We start from the raw sequence: 18546 nt of genomic DNA on the forward strand, positions 1-18546 counted from the left end.
TCAGAATTTCCGATTCACATCGCGGCGCGCGTGTCGCGCGCTGTTTCCCGTCGTAGGACCGTACCGATGTCGACCTGGTTACTTCCCGAGAATATCGCCGATGTACTGCCGTCGGAAGCGCGCAAGATCGAGGAGCTGCGCCGCAGGCTGCTCGACCGCTTCCGTTCGTATGGCTATGAAATGGTGATGCCGCCGCTGCTCGAATATCTCGAGTCGCTGCTGACGAGCGGCGGCGCCGACCTGCGCCTGCGCACCTTCAAGCTGGTCGACCAGTTGTCGGGCCGTACGCTCGGCCTGCGCGCGGACATCACGCCGCAGGTCGCACGGATCGACGCGCACCTGTTGAACCGCCAGGGTGTGACGCGCCTTTGCTATGCGGGCCACGTGATGCATACGCGTCCGCGCGGCCTGCACGCGACGCGCGAGCAGATCCAGATTGGCGCCGAAATCTACGGGCATGCAGGACTGGAAGCCGATCTCGAGATCCAGCAACTGATGCTCGACGCGCTGCATCTCGCAGGCCTGTCGCGCATCCGTCTCGACCTCGGCCATGCGGGCGTACTCGCTGCGCTGCTGGCGCGCGACGCGCAGGCTGCCGAGCGCGGCGAGTCGCTGTACGACGCGCTGTCGGGCAAGGACGTGCCGCTGCTGAACGAGCTCACCGACGATCTCGGCGCGGACACGCGCGCCGCGCTGCGCGCGTTGCCGCACCTTTACGGCGACGCGAGCGTGCTCGCCGAGGCGCGCGCACGCTTGCCGGTGCTGCCCGAAATCACGCGGGCGCTCGACGATCTGGCGCAACTCGCGGCGCAGGCGAAGGGTGCCGAGGTGGCGATCGATCTCGGCGACCTGCGTGGCTATGCGTATCACAGCGGTGCGATGTTCAGCGCCTACATCGACGGCGTACCGAACGCGATTGCGCGGGGCGGCCGCTACGACCATGTCGGCCAGGCGTATGGCCGTGCCCGCCCGGCGACGGGCTTCTCGCTCGACCTGCGCGAACTCGCGCGGATTTCGCCGGTCGAGGCGCGCGGCACGGCGATTCTCGCGCCGTGGGCGCAGGACGACGCGCTGAGCGCGGCCGTGGCGGCGCTGCGCGATGCGGGCGAGGTCGTGATCCAGGCGCTGCCGGGCCACGATCATGTGCTCGACGAGTTCGCCTGCGACCGTTCGCTCGTCGAGCGCAACGGCGCATGGGTGGTCGAACCCCGATAAACAGACGTTCGCGGGACGTGCTTCGGCGTGCATATCGTTGAAGCGAAACGGAAAAATTCGGAATCGCCCGCGAACATAGGTAGAATACGTTTTTAACCAGCTAACGAATCAACATGTCTGCCAGCGCAGTGAACGTGACTCCCGGGCGCAATGTCGTCGTCGTGGGAACGCAATGGGGTGATGAAGGCAAGGGCAAGATCGTCGACTGGCTGACGGACCACGCTCAGGGCGTCGTGCGTTTCCAGGGCGGTCACAACGCCGGCCACACCCTCATCATCGGCGGCAAGAAAACGATCTTGCGCCTCATTCCGTCGGGCATCATGCGTGAAGGCGTCGCCTGCTACATCGGCAACGGCGTCGTCCTGTCCCCCGAAGCACTGTTCAAGGAAATCGGTGAGCTGGAAGAGGCTGGCGTGAACGTGCGCGACCGCCTGTTCATCTCCGAAGCCACGACGCTGATCCTGCCGTACCACATCGCGATCGACCAGGCGCGCGAAGCGCGCAAGGGCGCGGGCAAGATCGGCACGACGGGCCGTGGTATCGGCCCCGCGTACGAAGACAAGGTCGGCCGCCGCGCGCTGCGTGTGCAGGACCTGTTCGACGCGAAGACCTTCGCCGACCGCCTGCGCGAAAACCTCGATTTCCACAACTTCGTGCTGACCCAGTACCTGGGCGGCGCGGCCGTCGATTTCCAGGCCACGCTCGACACGATGCTCGGCTATGCCGACCGCCTGAAGCCGATGGTGGCCGACGTGTCGCGCCGCCTGTACGACGCGAACAATGCGGGCCAGAACCTGCTGTTCGAAGGCGCGCAAGGCACGCTGCTCGACATCGATCACGGCACCTATCCGTTCGTCACGTCGAGCAACTGCGTCGCAGGTGCGGCGTCGGCTGGCGCGGGCGTGGGGCCGCAGAAGCTCAACTACATCCTCGGTATCACGAAGGCCTATTGCACGCGCGTCGGCTCGGGCCCGTTCCCGAGCGAGCTGTACGATGCGGACAATCCGCAGCGTCAGGATCAGGTCGGCGTCACGCTCGCCAACGTCGGCAAGGAATTCGGCTCGGTCACGGGCCGTCCGCGCCGCACGGGCTGGCTTGACGCGGCCGCGCTGCGCCGCTCGATCCAGATCAACGGCGTGTCGGGCCTGTGCATGACGAAGCTCGACGTGCTCGACGGCCTCGACGAAGTCAAGCTGTGCGTCGGCTACAAGATTGACGGCAAGGATGCGGACATCCTGCCGCGCGGCGCTGCCGACGTGGCCCGTTGCGAGCCTGTCTACGAAACGTTTGCCGGCTGGAAGGAAAGCACGGTCGGCATCAAGACGTGGGAAGCACTGCCGGCAAACGCGCAGGCTTATCTGGCCCGCGTCCAGGAAGTGGCTGGCGTGCCGGTCGACATGGTGTCGACGGGGCCGGACCGCGACGAAACGATTCTGCTCCGCCATCCGTTCAAGGTGTAATTTTCAGATGACGCAGCAAATCACGATGACAGCGGCAGATTTGATGACCGATCCGCGCAACGACGACAAGAACCTGTGGGTAGGCTGGGACGAGTATCACCGTCTCATCGAGCTGCTCGCGCTGCAGGTGCATGCATCGGGGTGGAAGTTCGACCAGATCCTGTGCCTCGCGCGCGGCGGCCTGCGCGTCGGCGATCAACTGTCACGCATCTACGACGTGCCGCTCGCGATCCTCGCGACGAGTTCGTACCGCGAGGCGGCCGGCACGGAGCAGGGCGATCTCGACATCGCGCAGTACATCACGATGACGCGCGGCAACCTGGCGGGCAACGTGCTGCTGGTCGACGATCTCGTCGATTCGGGCGTGACGCTTGCGCGCGTGCAGGAGCACCTGAAGGAGCGCTATCCGTCGGTAACGGCCGTGCGCTCGGCCGTGCTCTGGTACAAGGGTTGCTCCAAGGTCAAGCCCGACTATCACACGCAGTTTCTGCCGACGAATCCGTGGATTCATCAGCCGTTCGAGGAGTGGGATACGGTTCGGCCGCACAACCTCGAGGCGTGGATCAAGCGCGGTCGCGCACAGCGCGACGGCTCGGGCGCGTAAGCGGCCGGCCAATCGAAGGAAAGCTTTGTACGGCGCCGCTTGCGGCGCCGTTTTTCATTGGGGCGCCGCGCGTATCGTGGATCCGGTAGGCAGACGGCGCCGCCCCGGCTATGATTGGCAGCCCTGCCACAGCTCGCGCCAGATTGCATGCGCAGCGTGGATCACGTGGTTACAAGGCAACAGCGCAGGGCGGCGATTCACGGGGGCGCGAGTAGAATAGCGCTCGTTTTGTCCGACCCGGACCCGATTATTACGCTTTATATGAACGACACGATCCACGCGACCGACGCAGCACACGCGCCGCATTCGACGCACCAACACTCGATGCGGGCGCTAGCGATAGCAGCCATCGGCGTCGTGTTCGGCGACATCGGCACCAGCCCGCTGTATTCGCTCAAGGAGGCGTTCAGCCCCGCACACGGCATTCCGCTCACCGAAGCATCGATTCTCGGCGTGATCTCGCTGCTGTTCTGGGCAATCATCCTGGTGGTCGGCATCAAGTACCTGCTGTTCGTGATGCGGGCGGACAACAACGGCGAAGGCGGCGTGCTCGCGCTGATGGCGCTGTCGTTGCGGCCGCTCGATTCGAAGACCCGCGTCGCGGGTGCGCTGATGGCGCTCGGCATATTCGGCGCGTGCATGTTCTACGGGGACGCGGTGATCACGCCGGCGATCTCGGTGATGTCGGCGGTCGAAGGTCTCGAAATCGCGACGCCGCACCTGTCCCATCTCGTGCTGCCGATCACGATCGCGATCCTGATCGCGCTGTTCTGGATCCAGCGTCACGGCACCGCGCTGGTCGGAAAACTGTTCGGCCCCATCATGGTGCTGTGGTTCGTCGTGATCGCGGCGCTCGGCGTGTACCACATCGTGCGCGTGCCGGGCATCATGGCCGCCATCAACCCGTATTACGCGGCGTCGTTCATGGCCGACCACCTGCTGCAGGCGTACGTCGTGCTCGGCTCGGTCGTGCTGGTGCTGACCGGTGCGGAAGCGCTCTACGCGGATATGGGCCACTTCGGCGCGAAGCCGATCCGCATCGCGGCCTACGGGCTCGTGATGCCGTCGCTCGTGCTGAACTACTTTGGCCAGGGCGCACTTCTGATCCAGAACCCGAAAGCGATCGAGAACCCGTTCTTCCTGCTGGCGCCCGAATGGGGGCTGCTGCCGCTCGTCGTGCTGTCGACGGTCGCGACCGTGATCGCGTCGCAGGCCGTGATCTCGGGCGCGTATTCGCTGACGTCGCAGGCGATCCAGCTCGGCTACGTGCCGCGCATGAAGGTGCTGCATACGTCCGATCTCGCGATTGGCCAGATCTACGTGCCGGTCGTGAACTGGCTGCTGCTGTTCGTGATCCTCTGCATCGTGGTCGGCTTCAAGAGCTCCGACAACCTCGCGGCCGCGTACGGCATCGCGGTGACGGCGACGATGGTGATCACGACCGTGCTCGCGGCCGTCGTGATGGTGAAGGTGTGGAACTGGAACCGCCTGCTGGTCGGCGCGATCATCGCGGTGTTCCTCGTGGTCGATCTCGGCTTTTTCGGTGCGAACCTGCTGAAGGTTGCGCAGGGCGGCTGGCTGCCGCTCGGCATCGGCGCGTTGCTGTTCTTCCTGCTGATGACCTGGTACAAGGGGCGCCACATTGTCAAGGAGCGCACGGCGGCAGACGGTATTCCGCTCGAGCCGTTCCTGCAGGGGTTGCTCGCGCATCCGCCGCATCGCGTGTCGGGCACCGCGATCTACCTGACCGGCAACGACAAGCTCGTGCCCGTCAGCCTGCTGCACAACCTGAAGCACAACAAGGTGCTGCACGAGCGGACCATTTTCCTGACGTTCGTCACACGCGACTTTCCTTACGTGCGCGATGACAAGCGCCTGAGCTCGCGCGATGCGGGCGGCGGGCTGTACATCGTGAAGGCCGAGTACGGTTTCAACGAGACGCCGGACGTGAAGGCCGTGCTCGAGGAATTCGGCCGCACGCGCGACATGACGTTCGAGCTGATGGACACGTCGTTCTTCCTTGCGCGCGAAACGGTCGTGCCGACGCATCTGCCCGGGATGTCGATCTGGCGCGAGCGGGTGTTCGCGTGGATGCATCAGAACGCCGCGAAGCCGACCGACTTCTTCTCGATCCCGGCGAACCGCGTGGTCGAACTCGGGACGAAGATAGAGATCTGACCCGGTAGCGGCGCGCGCCGTTCAGCCGCGCGCCGCCGGGTCAGCCGACCCGGCATCAGGCAATCAGGCCGCGATCGTCCGCATCGCCGGCCGCGAACGCAGTCGTATGGCGCTGCGTATCCCGCGCCACCCAATCCAGATAGCCGCGTATCCAGTATCGGCAACCGTCGACGAGGCCGCGCACACGCGTGTCGGCGTGCCGTGCGAGTGCATCGGCGCAGATGACGAAGTCGGTGATCTCGGTGCGTACGCGCTCGGCCGTGTAGTCGACGCTTGCCTGCAGCGTATGGCCGCGCGACGCGTGGATCAGCACCATGTTCCGGAACTGCCCTGGCTGGCGCGCCTCGACGCCGACGCTCTGGATATCGTTGCTCCAGCAGACGATATGGTTTGCGTGCCGGCACAGCGTCTGGATCTCCGGCCGATGAAACGTATCGGGCGGGACGGCGCCGGCATTGGCCGCGTCCGCGAGCGCGAGGCACGGATTCATCCCGCTCGTATGACGCCGGATCGTTTCGTATTGCGGCATCGCGACGGGCTCGGCCCCCAGGTGGGCGAGGATCTGGAGCCCGGCGGTGGTCGCCCACAGGCGCATCCCTTGTGCGAAGCGCGCGAAATGTTCGGCTGACAGGCGCGCGCGCAGGCGCTGGCACAGATCGAGCCACGCTCGCTCGCCGTAGACGGGCTGGGGGCCGGTACGTTCGTAGTCGAGCACATCGATCATCGCGGTCAGATTGCGCAACGTATCAGGGCCGACCTGCTCCACACGATCGACGAACAGGTCGTCGACGAGAAAGAACCACACGAAATAATCGGCGAGCGCCTGCAGCAGGGAAGGATCGGCGTTCGGGTAGCAGCGCGCGGCGAGCCAGCCGTACCGGGTGCGCGCGACGCGTTCCCGGTAAGCGTCGCTGATGAACATGCCATATGCGTCGGCCCATTCGAGCATGCGCGATTCGATTCGTTCGACGTGCGGTGAACAGGCGCCGGCCCATGGCACATCGAAAACGGGAATGTGCAATGCGGCCAGTTCGGTTTTCAGATGGTCTTCTGTCATGGTTTCCCGATCCATTTTTCGCGAATCCGTCCCGGTTCACCGGCCAGGCGAATGCCGGATGCAATGCGTCGCGAATCGATTGCAAACGGCGAGACTGAAAGACGGGAGGGCCGGAAATGCATGGCGTGCGCACGGGCCGTTGAGAACCTTGCCGCTGAACGGAAAGATCGCTGCGTATTCCGGAGGCATCAAAATACTGTCGTTCGCAGATTTATTTTATGTATCGTTTGTGAAGCGTCAAGAAAACGTATCTCACAACGTGGATTGTTCAATTCTCCGATTAAACACGGGTAAATGATGATGAAAACGCGCATATTCGGTTTTCATCGCGAATATTGGAAATGTGTACGACGACTCAATAAAAATGCCCGCCGGAAGGCGGGCATTTTTGTATGTCGAGAACGCTTGCGCGTACTCAGCGTTTCAGCTTCGCGAACGCCGCGGCCATTGCGCCGGCCGGTTCCGGCTCGCGCGAACGCTGCGGGCGGGCGCCGCCGCGCCCTGCGTTGCCGCGATCCTGGCCGCCGCGCGACGACATGCCGGGCGCTGCCGCGTCGTCGTCGAGGCGCATGGTCAGCGCAATGCGCTGGCGCTTCACGTCGACGTCGAGCACCTTCACCTTGACGACCTGGCCGGCCTTCACTACTTCGTGCGGGTCCTTGATGAACTTCGTCGACATCGCGGATACGTGGACGAGGCCGTCCTGGTGGACGCCGATGTCCACGAACGCGCCGAACGCGGCGACGTTCGTCACGACGCCTTCGAGCGTCATGCCCGGCACGAGGTCCGACACCTTCTCGACGCCTTCGCGGAACGTCGCGGTCTTGAATTCGGGGCGCGGATCGCGGCCCGGTTTCTCCAGCTCCGACAGGATGTCGCGCACGGTCGGCAGGCCGAAACGTTCGTCAACAAATTCCGTCGGGGACAGTCCCGACAGCGCTTCGCGGTTGCCGAGCACGTCGTCGATGCGCTTGTTGATCTTCGCGAGCATCCGTTCGACGACCGGATAGGCTTCCGGGTGCACCGACGAGCGGTCGAGCGGATTCTCGCCACCGTTGATGCGCAGGAAGCCGGCGGCCTGTTCGAAGGTCTTGTCGCCGAGGCGCGGCACCTTGCGCAGGTGCTCGCGCGACGGGAACGGGCCGTTCGCATCGCGGTAGTCGACGATGTTGCGCGCGAGCGTCGCGTTCAGGCCCGACACGCGGGCGAGCAGCGGGGCCGACGCGGTGTTCGCGTCGACGCCGACCGCGTTCACGCAGTCCTCGACGACCGCGTCGAGCGTGCGGGCGAGTTCGCGCTGGTTCACGTCGTGCTGGTACTGGCCGACGCCGATGGCCTTCGGCTCGATCTTCACGAGCTCGGCGAGCGGATCCTGCAGTCGGCGTGCAATGGATACGGCACCGCGCAGCGACACGTCGAGCTCCGGGAATTCCTTCGCGGCCAGCTCGGATGCCGAATAGACCGACGCGCCGGCTTCCGACACGACGATCTTCTGCAGGCGCAGCTCCGGGTGTTTCGCGATCAGTTCGCTCGCGAGTTTGTCGGTTTCACGCGACGCGGTGCCGTTGCCGATGCTGATCAGCTCGGCCTGCGTTTGCGCGGCGATGCGCGCGAGTTTCGCGATCGAGCCGTCCCAGTCGCGGCGCGGCTCGTGCGGGTAGATCGTGTCGGTCGCGAGCACCTTGCCGGTGCGGTCGACAACTGCGACCTTCACGCCCGTGCGCAGGCCGGGGTCGAGACCGATCACGGCCTTCGGGCCGGCCGGCGCGGCCAGCAGCAGGTCATTCAGGTTGCGCGCGAACACGCGGATCGCTTCGGTTTCGGCCGTTTCGCGCAGTTGCGTGAGCAGTTCGTTCTCGATATGCGGCTGCACCTTCACGCGCCAGCACCAGCGGCATACGTCGGACAGCCATTTGTCGGCCGGGCGGTTCTGGTTCGCGATGCCGAAATGGCGTGCGATCATCGCCTCGCCGGGATGCGGCACCTGCGCGTCGAGCTCTTCGCCGAGACCGAGCTTGACCGTCAGCACGCCCGCATTACGGCCGCGGAACAGCGCCAGGGCACGGTGCGACGGCACGGTCTTGATCGTTTCCGCGTAGTCGTAATAGTCGCGGAATTTCTCGCCTTCCTCGTTTTCCTTGCCTTCGACGACGGCCGACGACACGACGCCCTGGTTGTGCAGGTAGTCGCGCAGCTTGCCGAGCAGCTCGGCCGTCTCGCCGAACTGTTCGGACAGGATGTCGCGCGCGCCGTCGAGCGCGGCCTTCACGTCGGCGACGCCTTTGTCGGCGTCGACATACGCGGCAGCCTCGGCCTGCGGGTCGAGCAGCGGGTTCGCGAGCAGCGCCTGCGCGAGCGGCTCGAGGCCGGCTTCGCGGGCGATTTGCGCGCGCGTGCGACGTTTCGGCTTGTACGGCAGATAAAGGTCTTCGAGCACCTGCTTGCTGTCGGCCGCATCGATCGCGGCGCGCAGTTCGTCGGTCAGCTTGCCCTGTTCGTCGATGCTCGACAGGATCGCCGCGCGGCGATCCTCGAGCTCGCGCAGGTACAGGAGGCGTTCCTCGAGTTGGCGCAACTGCGTGTCGTCCAGGTTGCCGGTCACTTCCTTGCGGTACCGGGCAATGAACGGAACGGTCGAGCCTTCGTCGAGAAGTTGCACTGCCGCCGCGACCTGGCGCGGCTGGACGGACAGTTCGGTGGCGATGCGCTGTACGATCTTGAGTGCTACGGTTTCCGTCATGTCGTGGATGATGTGCCTGCTGAAATCGCGGCGCGGGCCGGCAGGCCCGGCGCGGCGGGCTGCATGGCGGGCCCGACGGGCCAGATGCCGCGGGTGGGTGAAGCGGGGCATTTTGCCATAAATGACGGAGCGTCCAGCCGGGGGTGATAGAATTTGACACATGTCCCGCAGCTTTCCTACGACGTTGCCAATTTCCCGAATTTCTCTCGTCGCGCTCGGCGCAGCGCTCGCCGCGGCTTTGTCTGCCGGGCCTTCCGGCGCGTTCGCGCAAGCTTCGGACGCAACCGCGCCGGCCGCCGCCGCGGCTGCGCCCGTGATGGCCACGGCCGCACCGGATTTCGACGCCCGTCAAAAAGTGCTCAATCAACGCTCCGCAGAAAACGATTATCGTTATGCGGTGGCCGAGCACGATTGCTACAGCAAGTTCTTCGTCAATCACTGTCTCGGCAAGGCGCGTGACCAGATGCGCGACGAGCGGGCGAGCATCCGTCAGGAGCAGCTCGCGCTCAACGACGAGCAGCGGGCGGTGCGCGCGCAGCAGCGCGACCAGCAGCAGGCGCTGAAGGCGGCGCAGAACGCGGCGGAGGCGCCGCAGCGCGCGGCGAACGATGCGGCAAACGCGGCTGCGTTCCGCGACAAGCAGGAGCAGAATGCGCTGAAGCAGGCGCAGCGCGGCGCGGAAGGGCCGCAGCGCGCGGCGAGCAAGCAGGCATACGACCAGAAGCAGGGCGATTTCCAGCGCAAGCTCGACCAGGCGCACCAGCAGGCCGCGCAGAAGGCGCAGGAGCGGGCGGACAACGCCGCGCGCTACGAGCAGAAGCAGAAGGAAGCCGAGCAGCACAAGGCCGACGTCGAGCGGCGTCAGAAGGAAGCGGCCGAGAAGGCGCAGCAGAAGCAACAGCAGGGGCAGTAACGTGTTGGATTGATCGGGTCAGTCTCGGGCGCGCAGGCATGCCAGTCGGCGCGCTGCTTCGATGAGGAGGCAAATATGCAAAACCGTCACACGGAACAGCAGCAGGAATTGCACAACCGTTTGGCTGCATTGCAGGAGCAGCACCAGCAGCTCGCTCGGGAGATCGAGCTGAAGGAAGGGCACTCCGACATCGACGACATCACGCTGCACCGGCTGAAGAAGGAAAAGCTGGCGGCCAAGGACAAAATCATTTTGCTGCAATCGCAGCTGGAACCGGATAAGCGCGCCTGAGCGCGGCCTGGCAAGCGCCGGCGCCGCCCTGGCGCTGGACACAGGAACGCTTGCCTTGAATTCACCGCTTGAAGCCACCCCCGATGCCCGGCGCGACGTGTCGTCCGCCGGGCGCGCTCGTGCGCCCGAAGGCACCTTTGAGCTGAGCCGCAAGCGCGTCGACGAACTCGACACGATCTTCGGCGAAGGCGGATTGCTGGCGCGTGCGCTCGACGGCTATCGGCCGCGTACGTCGCAGATCGAGATGGCGCGTGCCGTCGCGTCCGCGATGGAAGCGTCCGCCCGCCGGATGCCCGAGCCCGAGATCTTCGAAACCCGCAAGCGGCCGGCGCGTCGCCTCGGCGACGGCGGCAAGGCGGCCGAGCCGGGCGCGGACGCCGCCGCAACCGAGTCCGACAGCGATGCCGGCGACAACACGCTGATCGTCGAGGCCGGCACGGGTACCGGCAAGACCTATGCGTACCTCGTGCCCGCGATGCTGTGGGGCGGCAAGGTGATCGTGTCGACCGGCACGAAGCACCTGCAGGACCAGCTGTTCCAGCGCGACATCCCGACCGTGCGCAACGCGTTGGCGGTGCCGGTGTCGGTCGCGATGCTGAAGGGCCGCGCAAACTACCTGTGCCACTACTACCTGCAACGCACGGCCGACAACGGCCGGTTGCCGTCGCGGCAGGACACGGCCTACCTGCAGGAAATCGTCCGTTTCGCGAAGATCACGAAGAGCGGCGACAAGGCCGAGCTCGCGAGCGTGCCGGAAACGGCGCCCGTGTGGTCGATGGTCACGTCGACGCGCGACAACTGCCTCGGCCAGGAATGCCCGCATTACAAGGAATGCTTCGTGATGCAGGCGCGGCGCGAGGCGCAGCAGGCCGACGTCGTCGTCGTCAACCACCACCTGTTCTTCGCGGACATCATGCTGCGCGACACGGGGATGGCCGAGCTGCTGCCGAACGCGAACACGGTCATCTTCGACGAAGCGCACCAGTTGCCGGAAACGGCGACGCTGTTCTTCGGCGAGACGCTGTCGACGGCGCAGATTCTCGAGCTCGCACGCGACACGGTGGCGGAAGGCCTGAGCCATGCACGCGACGCGGTCGAGTGGGTGAAGCTCGGTGGCGACCTCGAGCGCGCGGCGCGCGACTTGCGCCTTGCGTTCGCGAACGACCAGATCGTCCGCATGTCGCTCGCCCAGCTCGGCGACGATCACCCGATGTTCGGCGCGCTCGATGCGCTCGAGGCTGCGCTCGACGCGCTGGCATCGGCGCTTGCGAGCCAGGCCGAACGGGCGGAATCGCTCGGCGCGTGCCTGCGGCGAGCACGCGAGCTGCAGGATCTGCTGGCAGGCTGGGTCGCGCCGGACGCGACGGAAGCGGCCGCGAAGGCCGATGCAGCGGCGGCCGGCGACAAGGCGGCATCCGACGGCGATCCGAACGAGAAGGTGCGCTGGGTCGAAGTGTTCGCGCATACCGTCCAGTTGCACGAAACGCCGCTGTCGGTCGCGCCGATCTTTGCCAAGCAGCGCGCGGGCGTGCCGCGCGCATGGGTGTTCACGTCGGCCACGCTGTCGGTGCGCGGCGATTTCACGCACTACGCGGCGCAAATGGGCCTCAGCTCGCGTCGCTCGATGACGCTCGCGAGCCCGTTCGACTACCAGTCGCAAGGGCTGCTGTACGTGCCGCGCAACTTGCCGCAACCGTCTTCGCCGGCGTTTACCGACGCCGTCTTCGACGCCGCGCTGCCGGCGATCGAGGCGTCCGGCGGCGGCGTGTTCATGCTGTGCACGACGCTGCGCGCGGTTGACCGGATCGCGTCGAAGCTGCGCGACGTGATCGAATCGCGCGGCTGGAACACGCCCCTGCTCGTGCAGGGCGATGCGAGCCGCACCGAATTGCTCGACCGTTTCCGTGCGTACGGCAACGCGATCCTGGTCGGCAGCCAGAGTTTCTGGGAAGGTGTCGACGTGCGCGGCGACGCGCTGTCGCTCGTCGTGATCGACAAGCTGCCGTTTGCGCCGCCGGACGATCCGGTCCTGGCCGCGCGGCTCGACGCGCTGACGAAGAAGGGGCTGAGCCCGTTCGCGGTGCACCAGTTGCCGCAGGCCGTGATCACGCTGAAGCAGGGGGCGGGCCGGCTGATTCGCGCGGAGACGGATCGTGGCGTGCTGATGATCTGCGACACGCGGCTCGTCGACAAGCCCTACGGTCGCCGGATCTGGCAGAGCCTGCCGCCGTTTAAGCGGACCCGCGAGATCGCGGTTGTCCAGGACTTCTTCGACGAGCACCGGTCGGCAAAACGCATGTGACGGCGTGCGCGGCACGCGCACCTATGCCGCCGGAATGCGGCGTCAACAAAAAACCCGGCTCGATGGCCGGGTTTTTTGTTCGCGCAACTGGCGCTGCGTCGCAGCGCGCTTCAGAACTGCCACCACGACTTCTTCGCGCCGGGGCGCGAGTGGCCCGTGACGTACGGGCTGTCGGGGAACGTGCCGGCGAGTACTCGCTTCGTGTCCTCGGCAAGTTGCGGCTGGTTCAGCTTGCCGTACGACAGGATCATGATGTGCAGCGCGTCCTCGATCGCCGGCGCGCCCTTGTAGTCCTTGATCGCGAGCTGCGCACGGTTGATGGCCGCGACGTAGGCGCCACGACGGTAGTAGTAGTCGGCCGCGTGCACTTCGTGCGATGCGAGCGCGTTGACGATGTAGCGCATCCGCGCGGCGGCGTCGGGCGCGTACTTGCTCTTCGGGAAGCGGTCGACGACGACCTTGAACGCGTCGTACGATTCGCGCAGTGCCTGCGGATCGCGCTCGCTCATGTCCTGACCGGAGAAGCGGCCGAACAGGCCGAGATCGTCGTTGAAGTGGATCATCCCTTTCAGGTAGTACGCGTACGGGATATCCGGATGATCGGGGTGGAGCTGGATGAAGCGATCGACGGCCTGGTCGGCGGCGGCCGCTTCGTTATCCTTCCAGTTGCAGTATGCAACGTTGATCTGCGCCTGTTGCGCGAAATGGCCGAACGGATCGCGACCTTGCAGCGATTCGAAATATTTCGCGCACTTGCCCCAGTCGCCGCCGGACAGTGCGTCCTGAGCCTCTGAGTATAATTTGTTGTTCGACCAGGTAGCCGTCTCGTCCTGCTTCTGCGGCAAGCCGTGGCAGCCGGCGATGAGGGCCGCGGCCGCTACCGCCGCAGCCCGGGCGGCGACGGTTCTGGCCGTACGTTTGGTCGAATTCATCATGCTCGCATGTCCTAGCTTCAAGTCTCGGTGACCCAGTCTAAATGACCCGTTCAAGTTCGCAGAATGCCCAGCCGGGCACACCAAATCGCGAAGATTATAGCCCAAGCGATCGGCCCGCCGACGTTGCCTCGGGGGATTCCCTCGATGACGATCTGACCGGCGACGCAATACAACCGCCCGTCGTGCCGTCCGCGGCGGCCGATGATGCGCCGCGCGTCGTCGAAGTGCCGATGTCGCTCGCGGGTGAACGCCTCGACAAGGCGCTCGCCCAACTGTTCCCCGAATTCTCGCGCAGCCGCCTGCAGAGCTGGATCGAGGCGCAGCGCGTACTCGTCGACGGCGCGCCGTCGAAGATCCGCCAGCCGGTGCCGCTCGGCGCGAAGATCGAGCTCGCGCCCGACCTGCTCCCCGAGCAGCTTGCCTTTGCGCCGGAGCCGGTGCCGCTCGACGTGATCTACGAGGACGACGCGCTCGTCGTCATCAACAAGCCGGCCGGCCTGGTCGTGCATCCGGCCGCCGGCAACTGGAGCGGCACGATCCTCAACGGGCTGCTGCATCGCTATGGCGACGCGGCGGCCGGCCTGCCGCGCGCAGGGATCGTCCACCGGCTCGACAAGGAAACGTCGGGCCTGATGGTGGTGGCGCGCACGCTGGCCGCGCAGACGGACCTCGTGCGCCAGTTGCAGGCCCGCACGGTGAAGCGCCGCTATTTCGCGCTTGTGTGGGGCACGATGCCCGAGGAAGGCACGATCGACGCGCCGATCGGCCGCGATCCGCGCGAACGCACGCGCATGGCGGTCGTCACGGGTGCCTCGGGCAAGCCCGCGCGCACGCATTTCCGCACGGTTGACACATGCCTGTGGCAACGTCAGCCGGTTTCGGCGATCCAGTGCGATCTCGAGACGGGCCGCACGCACCAGATCCGCGTGCACTGTGCGCACACCGGGCATCCGCTGCTCGGCGATCCCGTGTACGGCCGTGCACGCGGCAAGCGCTCGGTCACGCCGCTGCCGGGCGGGTTCGCGCGACAGGCGCTGCATGCATGGCGGCTCGGTCTCGTGCATCCGGTCACGGGCAAGGCGATGCAATGGCGTTGCCCGTTGCCGGACGACATGAACGCACTCGTTGCGGCGCTCGGCTTCGGGCAGGGCGACGAGGAATTCGACGACGACGGTGTCTACGACGATGACGATTTCGGCGGCGAGTATCACGATGACGAGCCGTACCTGGACGATGAGGAGGAGTGAGTGCCGATGACGAACCTGGCGCCGTTGACGTGGCGGGACTGCGTACAGCCCGATTGGCAGGTGTCGCCGCGCGTGCGCGCGCTGATCACGACGCGTGACGGCGGGGTGAGCGAAGGCCCATTCGGGCGCTGGCAGGGCGGAGAGGCGCTGCCGGGCGGAATGAATCTCGGCCTGCATACCGGTGACGACCCGGCCCATGTCGCCGGGAATCGCGCGCGCTTGCTGGCGCTGGCGGGCCAGTCGAGTGCCGCGTGGCTCGAGCAGGTTCACGGCGCGCAGATCGTGCGGGCGGACGAGGTGATCGCGGCGGCGCCTGCGGCTACGGCACCGGTGCAGGCCGACGCGAGCGTCACCGACCGGGCGGGGGCCGTTTGCGTGGTGATGGTCGCGGATTGCCTGCCCGTGCTGCTGTGCGATACGCAGGGCCGCGCAGTCGGCGCCGCACATGCGGGCTGGCGCGGGCTGGCGGCCGGCATCGTCGAGCAGACCGCGGCGCGCGTCGCGGCACTCGCGGGCGGCGCGACGGACGCGCTTCATGCGTACCTCGGGCCGGCGATCGGCCCGCGGGCGTTCGAGGTCGGCGCCGACGTACGTGACGCGTTTCTCGACACGGCCCCGCAGTCGGAGCATGATGAAACCCGGCTTGCGTTCGTCGCGATCGATGGCGCGCCGGGCAAGTTTCTTGCCGATCTCTATGCGCTCGCGCGCCTGCGTCTCGCGCGTGCGGGCGTTGCGCACGTGAGCGGCGGGACGGCCTGTACGGTCACCGAACAGGATCGCTTCTATTCGTACCGGCGCGATCGCGTGACGGGCCGCATGGCGGCGGCGATCTGGCTGGCGGATTGACGGGATGCGTATGCGCGTGGGGTTTGCTGCGCCGCAAAATCGGGTTATCTCGATATTTTGGCAGTCATGCCACGCAGCATGCGCGATCGAATGAAAGATTGCGACGTCAAGTCAATCAAAATGTTTTATGTTTCGCCGGAACCCTTGTCCCGTCTGTTGCGCGAGGATTATCTCCGTACGGAAATGTTCAGCGGTTTGACATGGCGCTTCACATGGGGAAAACGATAATGATAAAAATACCGCACTGCGGCAGAATCTGGAGACGCCTCTCCAGAGCATGACGGCCCGGCTCGCAGCCGGCATGCAGCGCGCGAGCAGGATTTCACGATAGACGCTCACGAATCACCGGTAAGGCAGGTAATGACAGCATCGAAAAAATCGTCGACGTCCGCTCAGGCGGGCACTTCCCCGGGCAGCATTGGTTTCGATCCGGCCGCCCAGCCGATGCAGCAGATGTTCGAGTCATGGTTGAACGCGTGGCGCGGTTTTGCGGATCCGGCACGCGCCGCGACTGCGTCGGCCACCATGAATCCGTTCGCGACATTCCAGTTTCCGACATCGTTTCCGTTCCGGATGCCGTCGATGCCCGATTTCGGCGCGATGGCGTCGCCGTTCGCCGGGTTGAAGCTGCCGGCCGCCGCGATTCCGCCCGAGCGGCTGCAGGCGCTGCAGGCCGACTACGCGCGCGATTGCATGGCGCTGATGCAGCAGGCGGCCGCGGCGAAGCTCGAGTCGCCCGAACTGAAGGACCGCCGTTTCAGCGGCGATGCGTGGAAGGCGTCGCCGGCGCATGCGTTCGCGGCGGCCTGGTATCTGCTCAACGCGCGCTATCTGCAGGAACTGGCCGATGCGCTTCAGGCCGATCCGAAGACGCGCGAGCGCATTCGTTTCACGGTCCAGCAATGGACGGCCGCAGCCGCGCCGAGCAACTTCCTCGCGCTCAATCCCGATGCACAGAAATCGATCCTCGAAACGCAGGGCGAAAGCCTGCGGCAGGGGATGATGAACCTGCTCGGCGACATGCAGCGCGGCAAGATTTCGCAGACCGACGAATCGCAGTTCGTGGTCGGCAAGAACCTCGGGTGTACTGAAGGTGCGGTCGTCTACGAGAACGACCTGATCCAGCTGATCCAGTACACGCCGAAGACGGACAAGGTGTTCGAGCGGCCGCTGCTGATCGTGCCGCCTTGCATCAACAAGTTCTACATCCTCGACCTGCAGCCCGAGAATTCGCTCGTCGCGCATGCGCTGTCGAACGGCCATCAGGTGTTCCTCGTGTCGTGGCGCAACGCGGACGCATCGGTCGCGCACAAGACGTGGGACGACTACATGAACGAAGGGCTGCTCGCGGCGATCGACGCCGTGCAGCAGATCAGCGGCCGCGAGCAGATCAACACGCTCGGCTTCTGCGTCGGTGGCACGATGCTCGCGACGGCGCTCGCGGTGCTCGCTGCGCGCGGCGAACATCCGGCCGCGTCGATGACGCTGCTCACCGCGATGCTCGACTTCACCGACACCGGGATTCTCGACGTGTTCGTCGACGAGGCTCACGTGCAGATGCGCGAGCAGACCATCGGCGGCAAGAACGGCGCGCAGCCGGGGCTGATGCGCGGCGTCGAATTCGCGAACACGTTCTCGTTCCTGCGGCCGAACGACCTCGTGTGGAACTACGTCGTCGACAACTACCTGAAGGGCCGCACGCCGGCGCCGTTCGACCTGCTGTACTGGAACAGCGATTCGACGAGCCTGCCGGGCCCGATGTACGCGTGGTACCTGCGCAATACCTATCTCGAGAACAAGCTGCGCGAGCCGGGTGCGCTGACCGTGTGCGGCGAATCGGTCGACCTGACGCTGATCGACGTGCCGACCTTCATCTACGGTTCGCGCGAGGATCACATCGTGCCGTGGCAGACGGCCTATGCATCCACGTCGATCCTGTCGGGCCCGCTGAAGTTCGTGCTCGGCGCGTCGGGGCACATCGCGGGCGTGATCAATCCGCCGGCGAAGAAGAAGCGCAGCTACTGGGTCAACGACAGCGGCCTGCCCGAATCGGCGGACGACTGGTTCGCCGGTGCAGCCGAGCAGCCGGGAAGCTGGTGGACGACCTGGGTCGAATGGCTCGATCAGTACGGCGGCCGCAAGGTGGAGCCGCCCGCGCAGCCCGGTACCGCGCAGTTCCCGGTGATCGAGCCGGCGCCGGGGCGTTACGTGTTGCAGCGCGATTGACGAAAACCGGACAGCGGAGCACGCTGTCCGATGCACCGCAGTTTTTTTAACAGGGCCGGTAGCGATGCGCCGTGTCGTGCGGGCCTGGAGGAAAGGGAAATGACGGACGTAGTGATCGTATCGGCCGCGCGGACCGCGGTCGGCAAATTCGGCGGTTCGCTTGCGAAGATTGCGGCGCCGGAGCTGGGCGCGACGGTGATCCGCGCGGTGCTGGAGCGTGCGGGCGTGAAGCCCGAGCAGGTCAGCGAAGTGATCATGGGCCAGGTGCTGACGGCCGGCTCGGGGCAGAACCCGGCGCGGCAGTCGCTGATCAAGGCCGGGCTGCCGAATGCAGTGCCGGGGATGACGATCAACAAGGTGTGCGGCTCGGGCCTGAAGGCCGTGATGCTGGCGGCGAACGCAATCGTCGCGGGCGACGCGGAGATCGTGATCGCGGGTGGCCAGGAGAACATGAGCGCGTCGCCGCACGTGCTGCCGGGCTCGCGCGACGGGTTCCGGATGGGCGACGCGAAGCTGGTCGACACGATGATCG

14 protein-coding genes are annotated in these 18546 nt (G+C 65.9%); 11 read left to right on the plus strand and 3 right to left on the minus strand.

The window, feature by feature from the left end:
- The first annotated feature begins 66 nt into the window (after window positions 1–66).
- From HWX36_RS26095 to HWX36_RS26110, 4 genes are all read left to right on the plus strand, one after another.
- Entirely contained in the window at window positions 67–1215 is a 1149-nt protein-coding gene (locus HWX36_RS26095; protein WP_089440226.1) for an ATP phosphoribosyltransferase regulatory subunit, read from the plus strand.
- Between the two features lie 113 nt (window positions 1216–1328).
- Window positions 1329–2675: an adenylosuccinate synthase gene (locus tag HWX36_RS26100; protein ID WP_175956029.1), complete on the plus strand. Its 1347-nt coding sequence runs from the start codon at window positions 1329–1331 to the stop codon at window positions 2673–2675.
- Between the two features lie 7 nt (window positions 2676–2682).
- Window positions 2683–3279 (plus strand): phosphoribosyltransferase, encoded by a 597-nt coding sequence (locus HWX36_RS26105; RefSeq protein ID WP_011352251.1) that lies wholly within the window; start codon window positions 2683–2685, stop codon window positions 3277–3279.
- A 261-nt stretch (window positions 3280–3540) separates the two neighbouring features.
- Complete coding sequence (locus tag HWX36_RS26110) at window positions 3541–5457, plus strand: potassium transporter Kup (protein ID WP_175956030.1); 1917 nt, start codon at window positions 3541–3543, stop codon at window positions 5455–5457.
- 55 nt (window positions 5458–5512) lie between these two features.
- On the opposite strand, the gene HWX36_RS26115 is transcribed toward HWX36_RS26110, so the two are convergent.
- Both HWX36_RS26115 and HWX36_RS26120 read right to left on the minus strand, forming a co-directional pair.
- A complete protein-coding gene (locus HWX36_RS26115; RefSeq protein ID WP_175956032.1) occupies window positions 5513–6514 on the minus strand; it encodes a sesquiterpene cyclase in 1002 nt (333 codons plus the stop codon).
- A gap of 415 nt (window positions 6515–6929) precedes the next feature.
- Window positions 6930–9254: a Tex family protein gene (locus HWX36_RS26120; RefSeq protein ID WP_175956034.1), complete on the minus strand. Its 2325-nt coding sequence runs from the start codon at window positions 9252–9254 to the stop codon at window positions 6930–6932.
- Window positions 9255–9414: 160 nt separating this feature from the next.
- On the opposite strand from HWX36_RS26120, the gene HWX36_RS26125 reads away from it, so the two are divergent.
- The 3 genes from HWX36_RS26125 to HWX36_RS26135 all read left to right on the plus strand — a co-directional run bounded on the left by HWX36_RS26125 (window position 9415) and on the right by HWX36_RS26135 (window position 12760).
- Window positions 9415–10167, plus strand: a complete 753-nt coding sequence (locus HWX36_RS26125; protein ID WP_175956036.1) for a hypothetical protein — start codon at window positions 9415–9417, stop codon at window positions 10165–10167.
- Between the two features lie 75 nt (window positions 10168–10242).
- Window positions 10243–10458 (plus strand): YdcH family protein, encoded by a 216-nt coding sequence (locus HWX36_RS26130; RefSeq protein WP_006478692.1) that lies wholly within the window; start codon window positions 10243–10245, stop codon window positions 10456–10458.
- 55 nt (window positions 10459–10513) lie between these two features.
- The gene (locus tag HWX36_RS26135; RefSeq protein ID WP_175956037.1) at window positions 10514–12760 is read left to right on the plus strand and encodes an ATP-dependent DNA helicase; all 2247 of its coding nucleotides are present in this window, start codon (window positions 10514–10516) and stop codon (window positions 12758–12760) included.
- 110 nt (window positions 12761–12870) lie between these two features.
- On the opposite strand, the gene HWX36_RS26140 is transcribed toward HWX36_RS26135, so the two are convergent.
- Window positions 12871–13695 carry an outer membrane protein assembly factor BamD gene (locus HWX36_RS26140; protein WP_021163132.1) on the minus strand — a complete coding sequence of 275 codons (825 nt, stop codon included), beginning with the start codon at window positions 13693–13695 and terminating at the stop codon, window positions 12871–12873.
- Between the two features lie 41 nt (window positions 13696–13736).
- On the opposite strand from HWX36_RS26140, the gene HWX36_RS26145 reads away from it, so the two are divergent.
- The 4 genes from HWX36_RS26145 to HWX36_RS26160 form a co-directional block, all read left to right on the plus strand.
- Window positions 13737–14942 (plus strand): RluA family pseudouridine synthase, encoded by a 1206-nt coding sequence (locus tag HWX36_RS26145; RefSeq protein ID WP_175956039.1) that lies wholly within the window; start codon window positions 13737–13739, stop codon window positions 14940–14942.
- 6 nt (window positions 14943–14948) lie between these two features.
- On the plus strand, window positions 14949–15788 hold the full coding sequence (pgeF, locus tag HWX36_RS26150; protein ID WP_175956041.1) for a peptidoglycan editing factor PgeF: 840 nt from the start codon (window positions 14949–14951) through the stop codon (window positions 15786–15788).
- Between the two features lie 360 nt (window positions 15789–16148).
- Window positions 16149–18014 (plus strand): class I poly(R)-hydroxyalkanoic acid synthase, encoded by a 1866-nt coding sequence (phaC, locus tag HWX36_RS26155; protein WP_175956044.1) that lies wholly within the window; start codon window positions 16149–16151, stop codon window positions 18012–18014.
- Window positions 18015–18113: 99 nt separating this feature from the next.
- Window positions 18114–18546, plus strand: a 433-nt coding sequence (locus HWX36_RS26160; protein ID WP_279613402.1) for a beta-ketoacyl synthase N-terminal-like domain-containing protein, incomplete at its 3' end; no start/stop codon positions are given.

This window comes from Burkholderia sp. BCC0405 (genome assembly GCF_902833075.1).
GTDB lineage: Bacteria > Pseudomonadota > Gammaproteobacteria > Burkholderiales > Burkholderiaceae > Burkholderia.

What these genes read in the sequence shown, in the direction of transcription:
- HWX36_RS26095 (WP_089440226.1), top strand. Translation starts at nt 67, where the DNA reads ATGTCGACCTGGTTACTTCCCGAGAATATCGCCGATGTACTGCCGTCG.
- HWX36_RS26100 (WP_175956029.1), top strand. Translation starts at nt 1,329, where the DNA reads ATGTCTGCCAGCGCAGTGAACGTGACTCCCGGGCGCAATGTCGTCGTC.
- HWX36_RS26105 (WP_011352251.1), top strand. Translation starts at nt 2,683, where the DNA reads ATGACGCAGCAAATCACGATGACAGCGGCAGATTTGATGACCGATCCG.
- HWX36_RS26110 (WP_175956030.1), top strand. Translation starts at nt 3,541, where the DNA reads ATGAACGACACGATCCACGCGACCGACGCAGCACACGCGCCGCATTCG.
- HWX36_RS26115 (WP_175956032.1), bottom strand. Translation starts at nt 6,514, where the DNA reads ATGACAGAAGACCATCTGAAAACCGAACTGGCCGCATTGCACATTCCC.
- HWX36_RS26120 (WP_175956034.1), bottom strand. Translation starts at nt 9,254, where the DNA reads ATGACGGAAACCGTAGCACTCAAGATCGTACAGCGCATCGCCACCGAA.
- HWX36_RS26125 (WP_175956036.1), top strand. Translation starts at nt 9,415, where the DNA reads ATGTCCCGCAGCTTTCCTACGACGTTGCCAATTTCCCGAATTTCTCTC.
- HWX36_RS26130 (WP_006478692.1), top strand. Translation starts at nt 10,243, where the DNA reads ATGCAAAACCGTCACACGGAACAGCAGCAGGAATTGCACAACCGTTTG.
- HWX36_RS26140 (WP_021163132.1), bottom strand. Translation starts at nt 13,695, where the DNA reads ATGATGAATTCGACCAAACGTACGGCCAGAACCGTCGCCGCCCGGGCT.
- HWX36_RS26145 (WP_175956039.1), top strand. Translation starts at nt 13,737, where the DNA reads ATGACCCGTTCAAGTTCGCAGAATGCCCAGCCGGGCACACCAAATCGC.
- pgeF (WP_175956041.1), top strand. Translation starts at nt 14,949, where the DNA reads ATGACGAACCTGGCGCCGTTGACGTGGCGGGACTGCGTACAGCCCGAT.
- phaC (WP_175956044.1), top strand. Translation starts at nt 16,149, where the DNA reads ATGACAGCATCGAAAAAATCGTCGACGTCCGCTCAGGCGGGCACTTCC.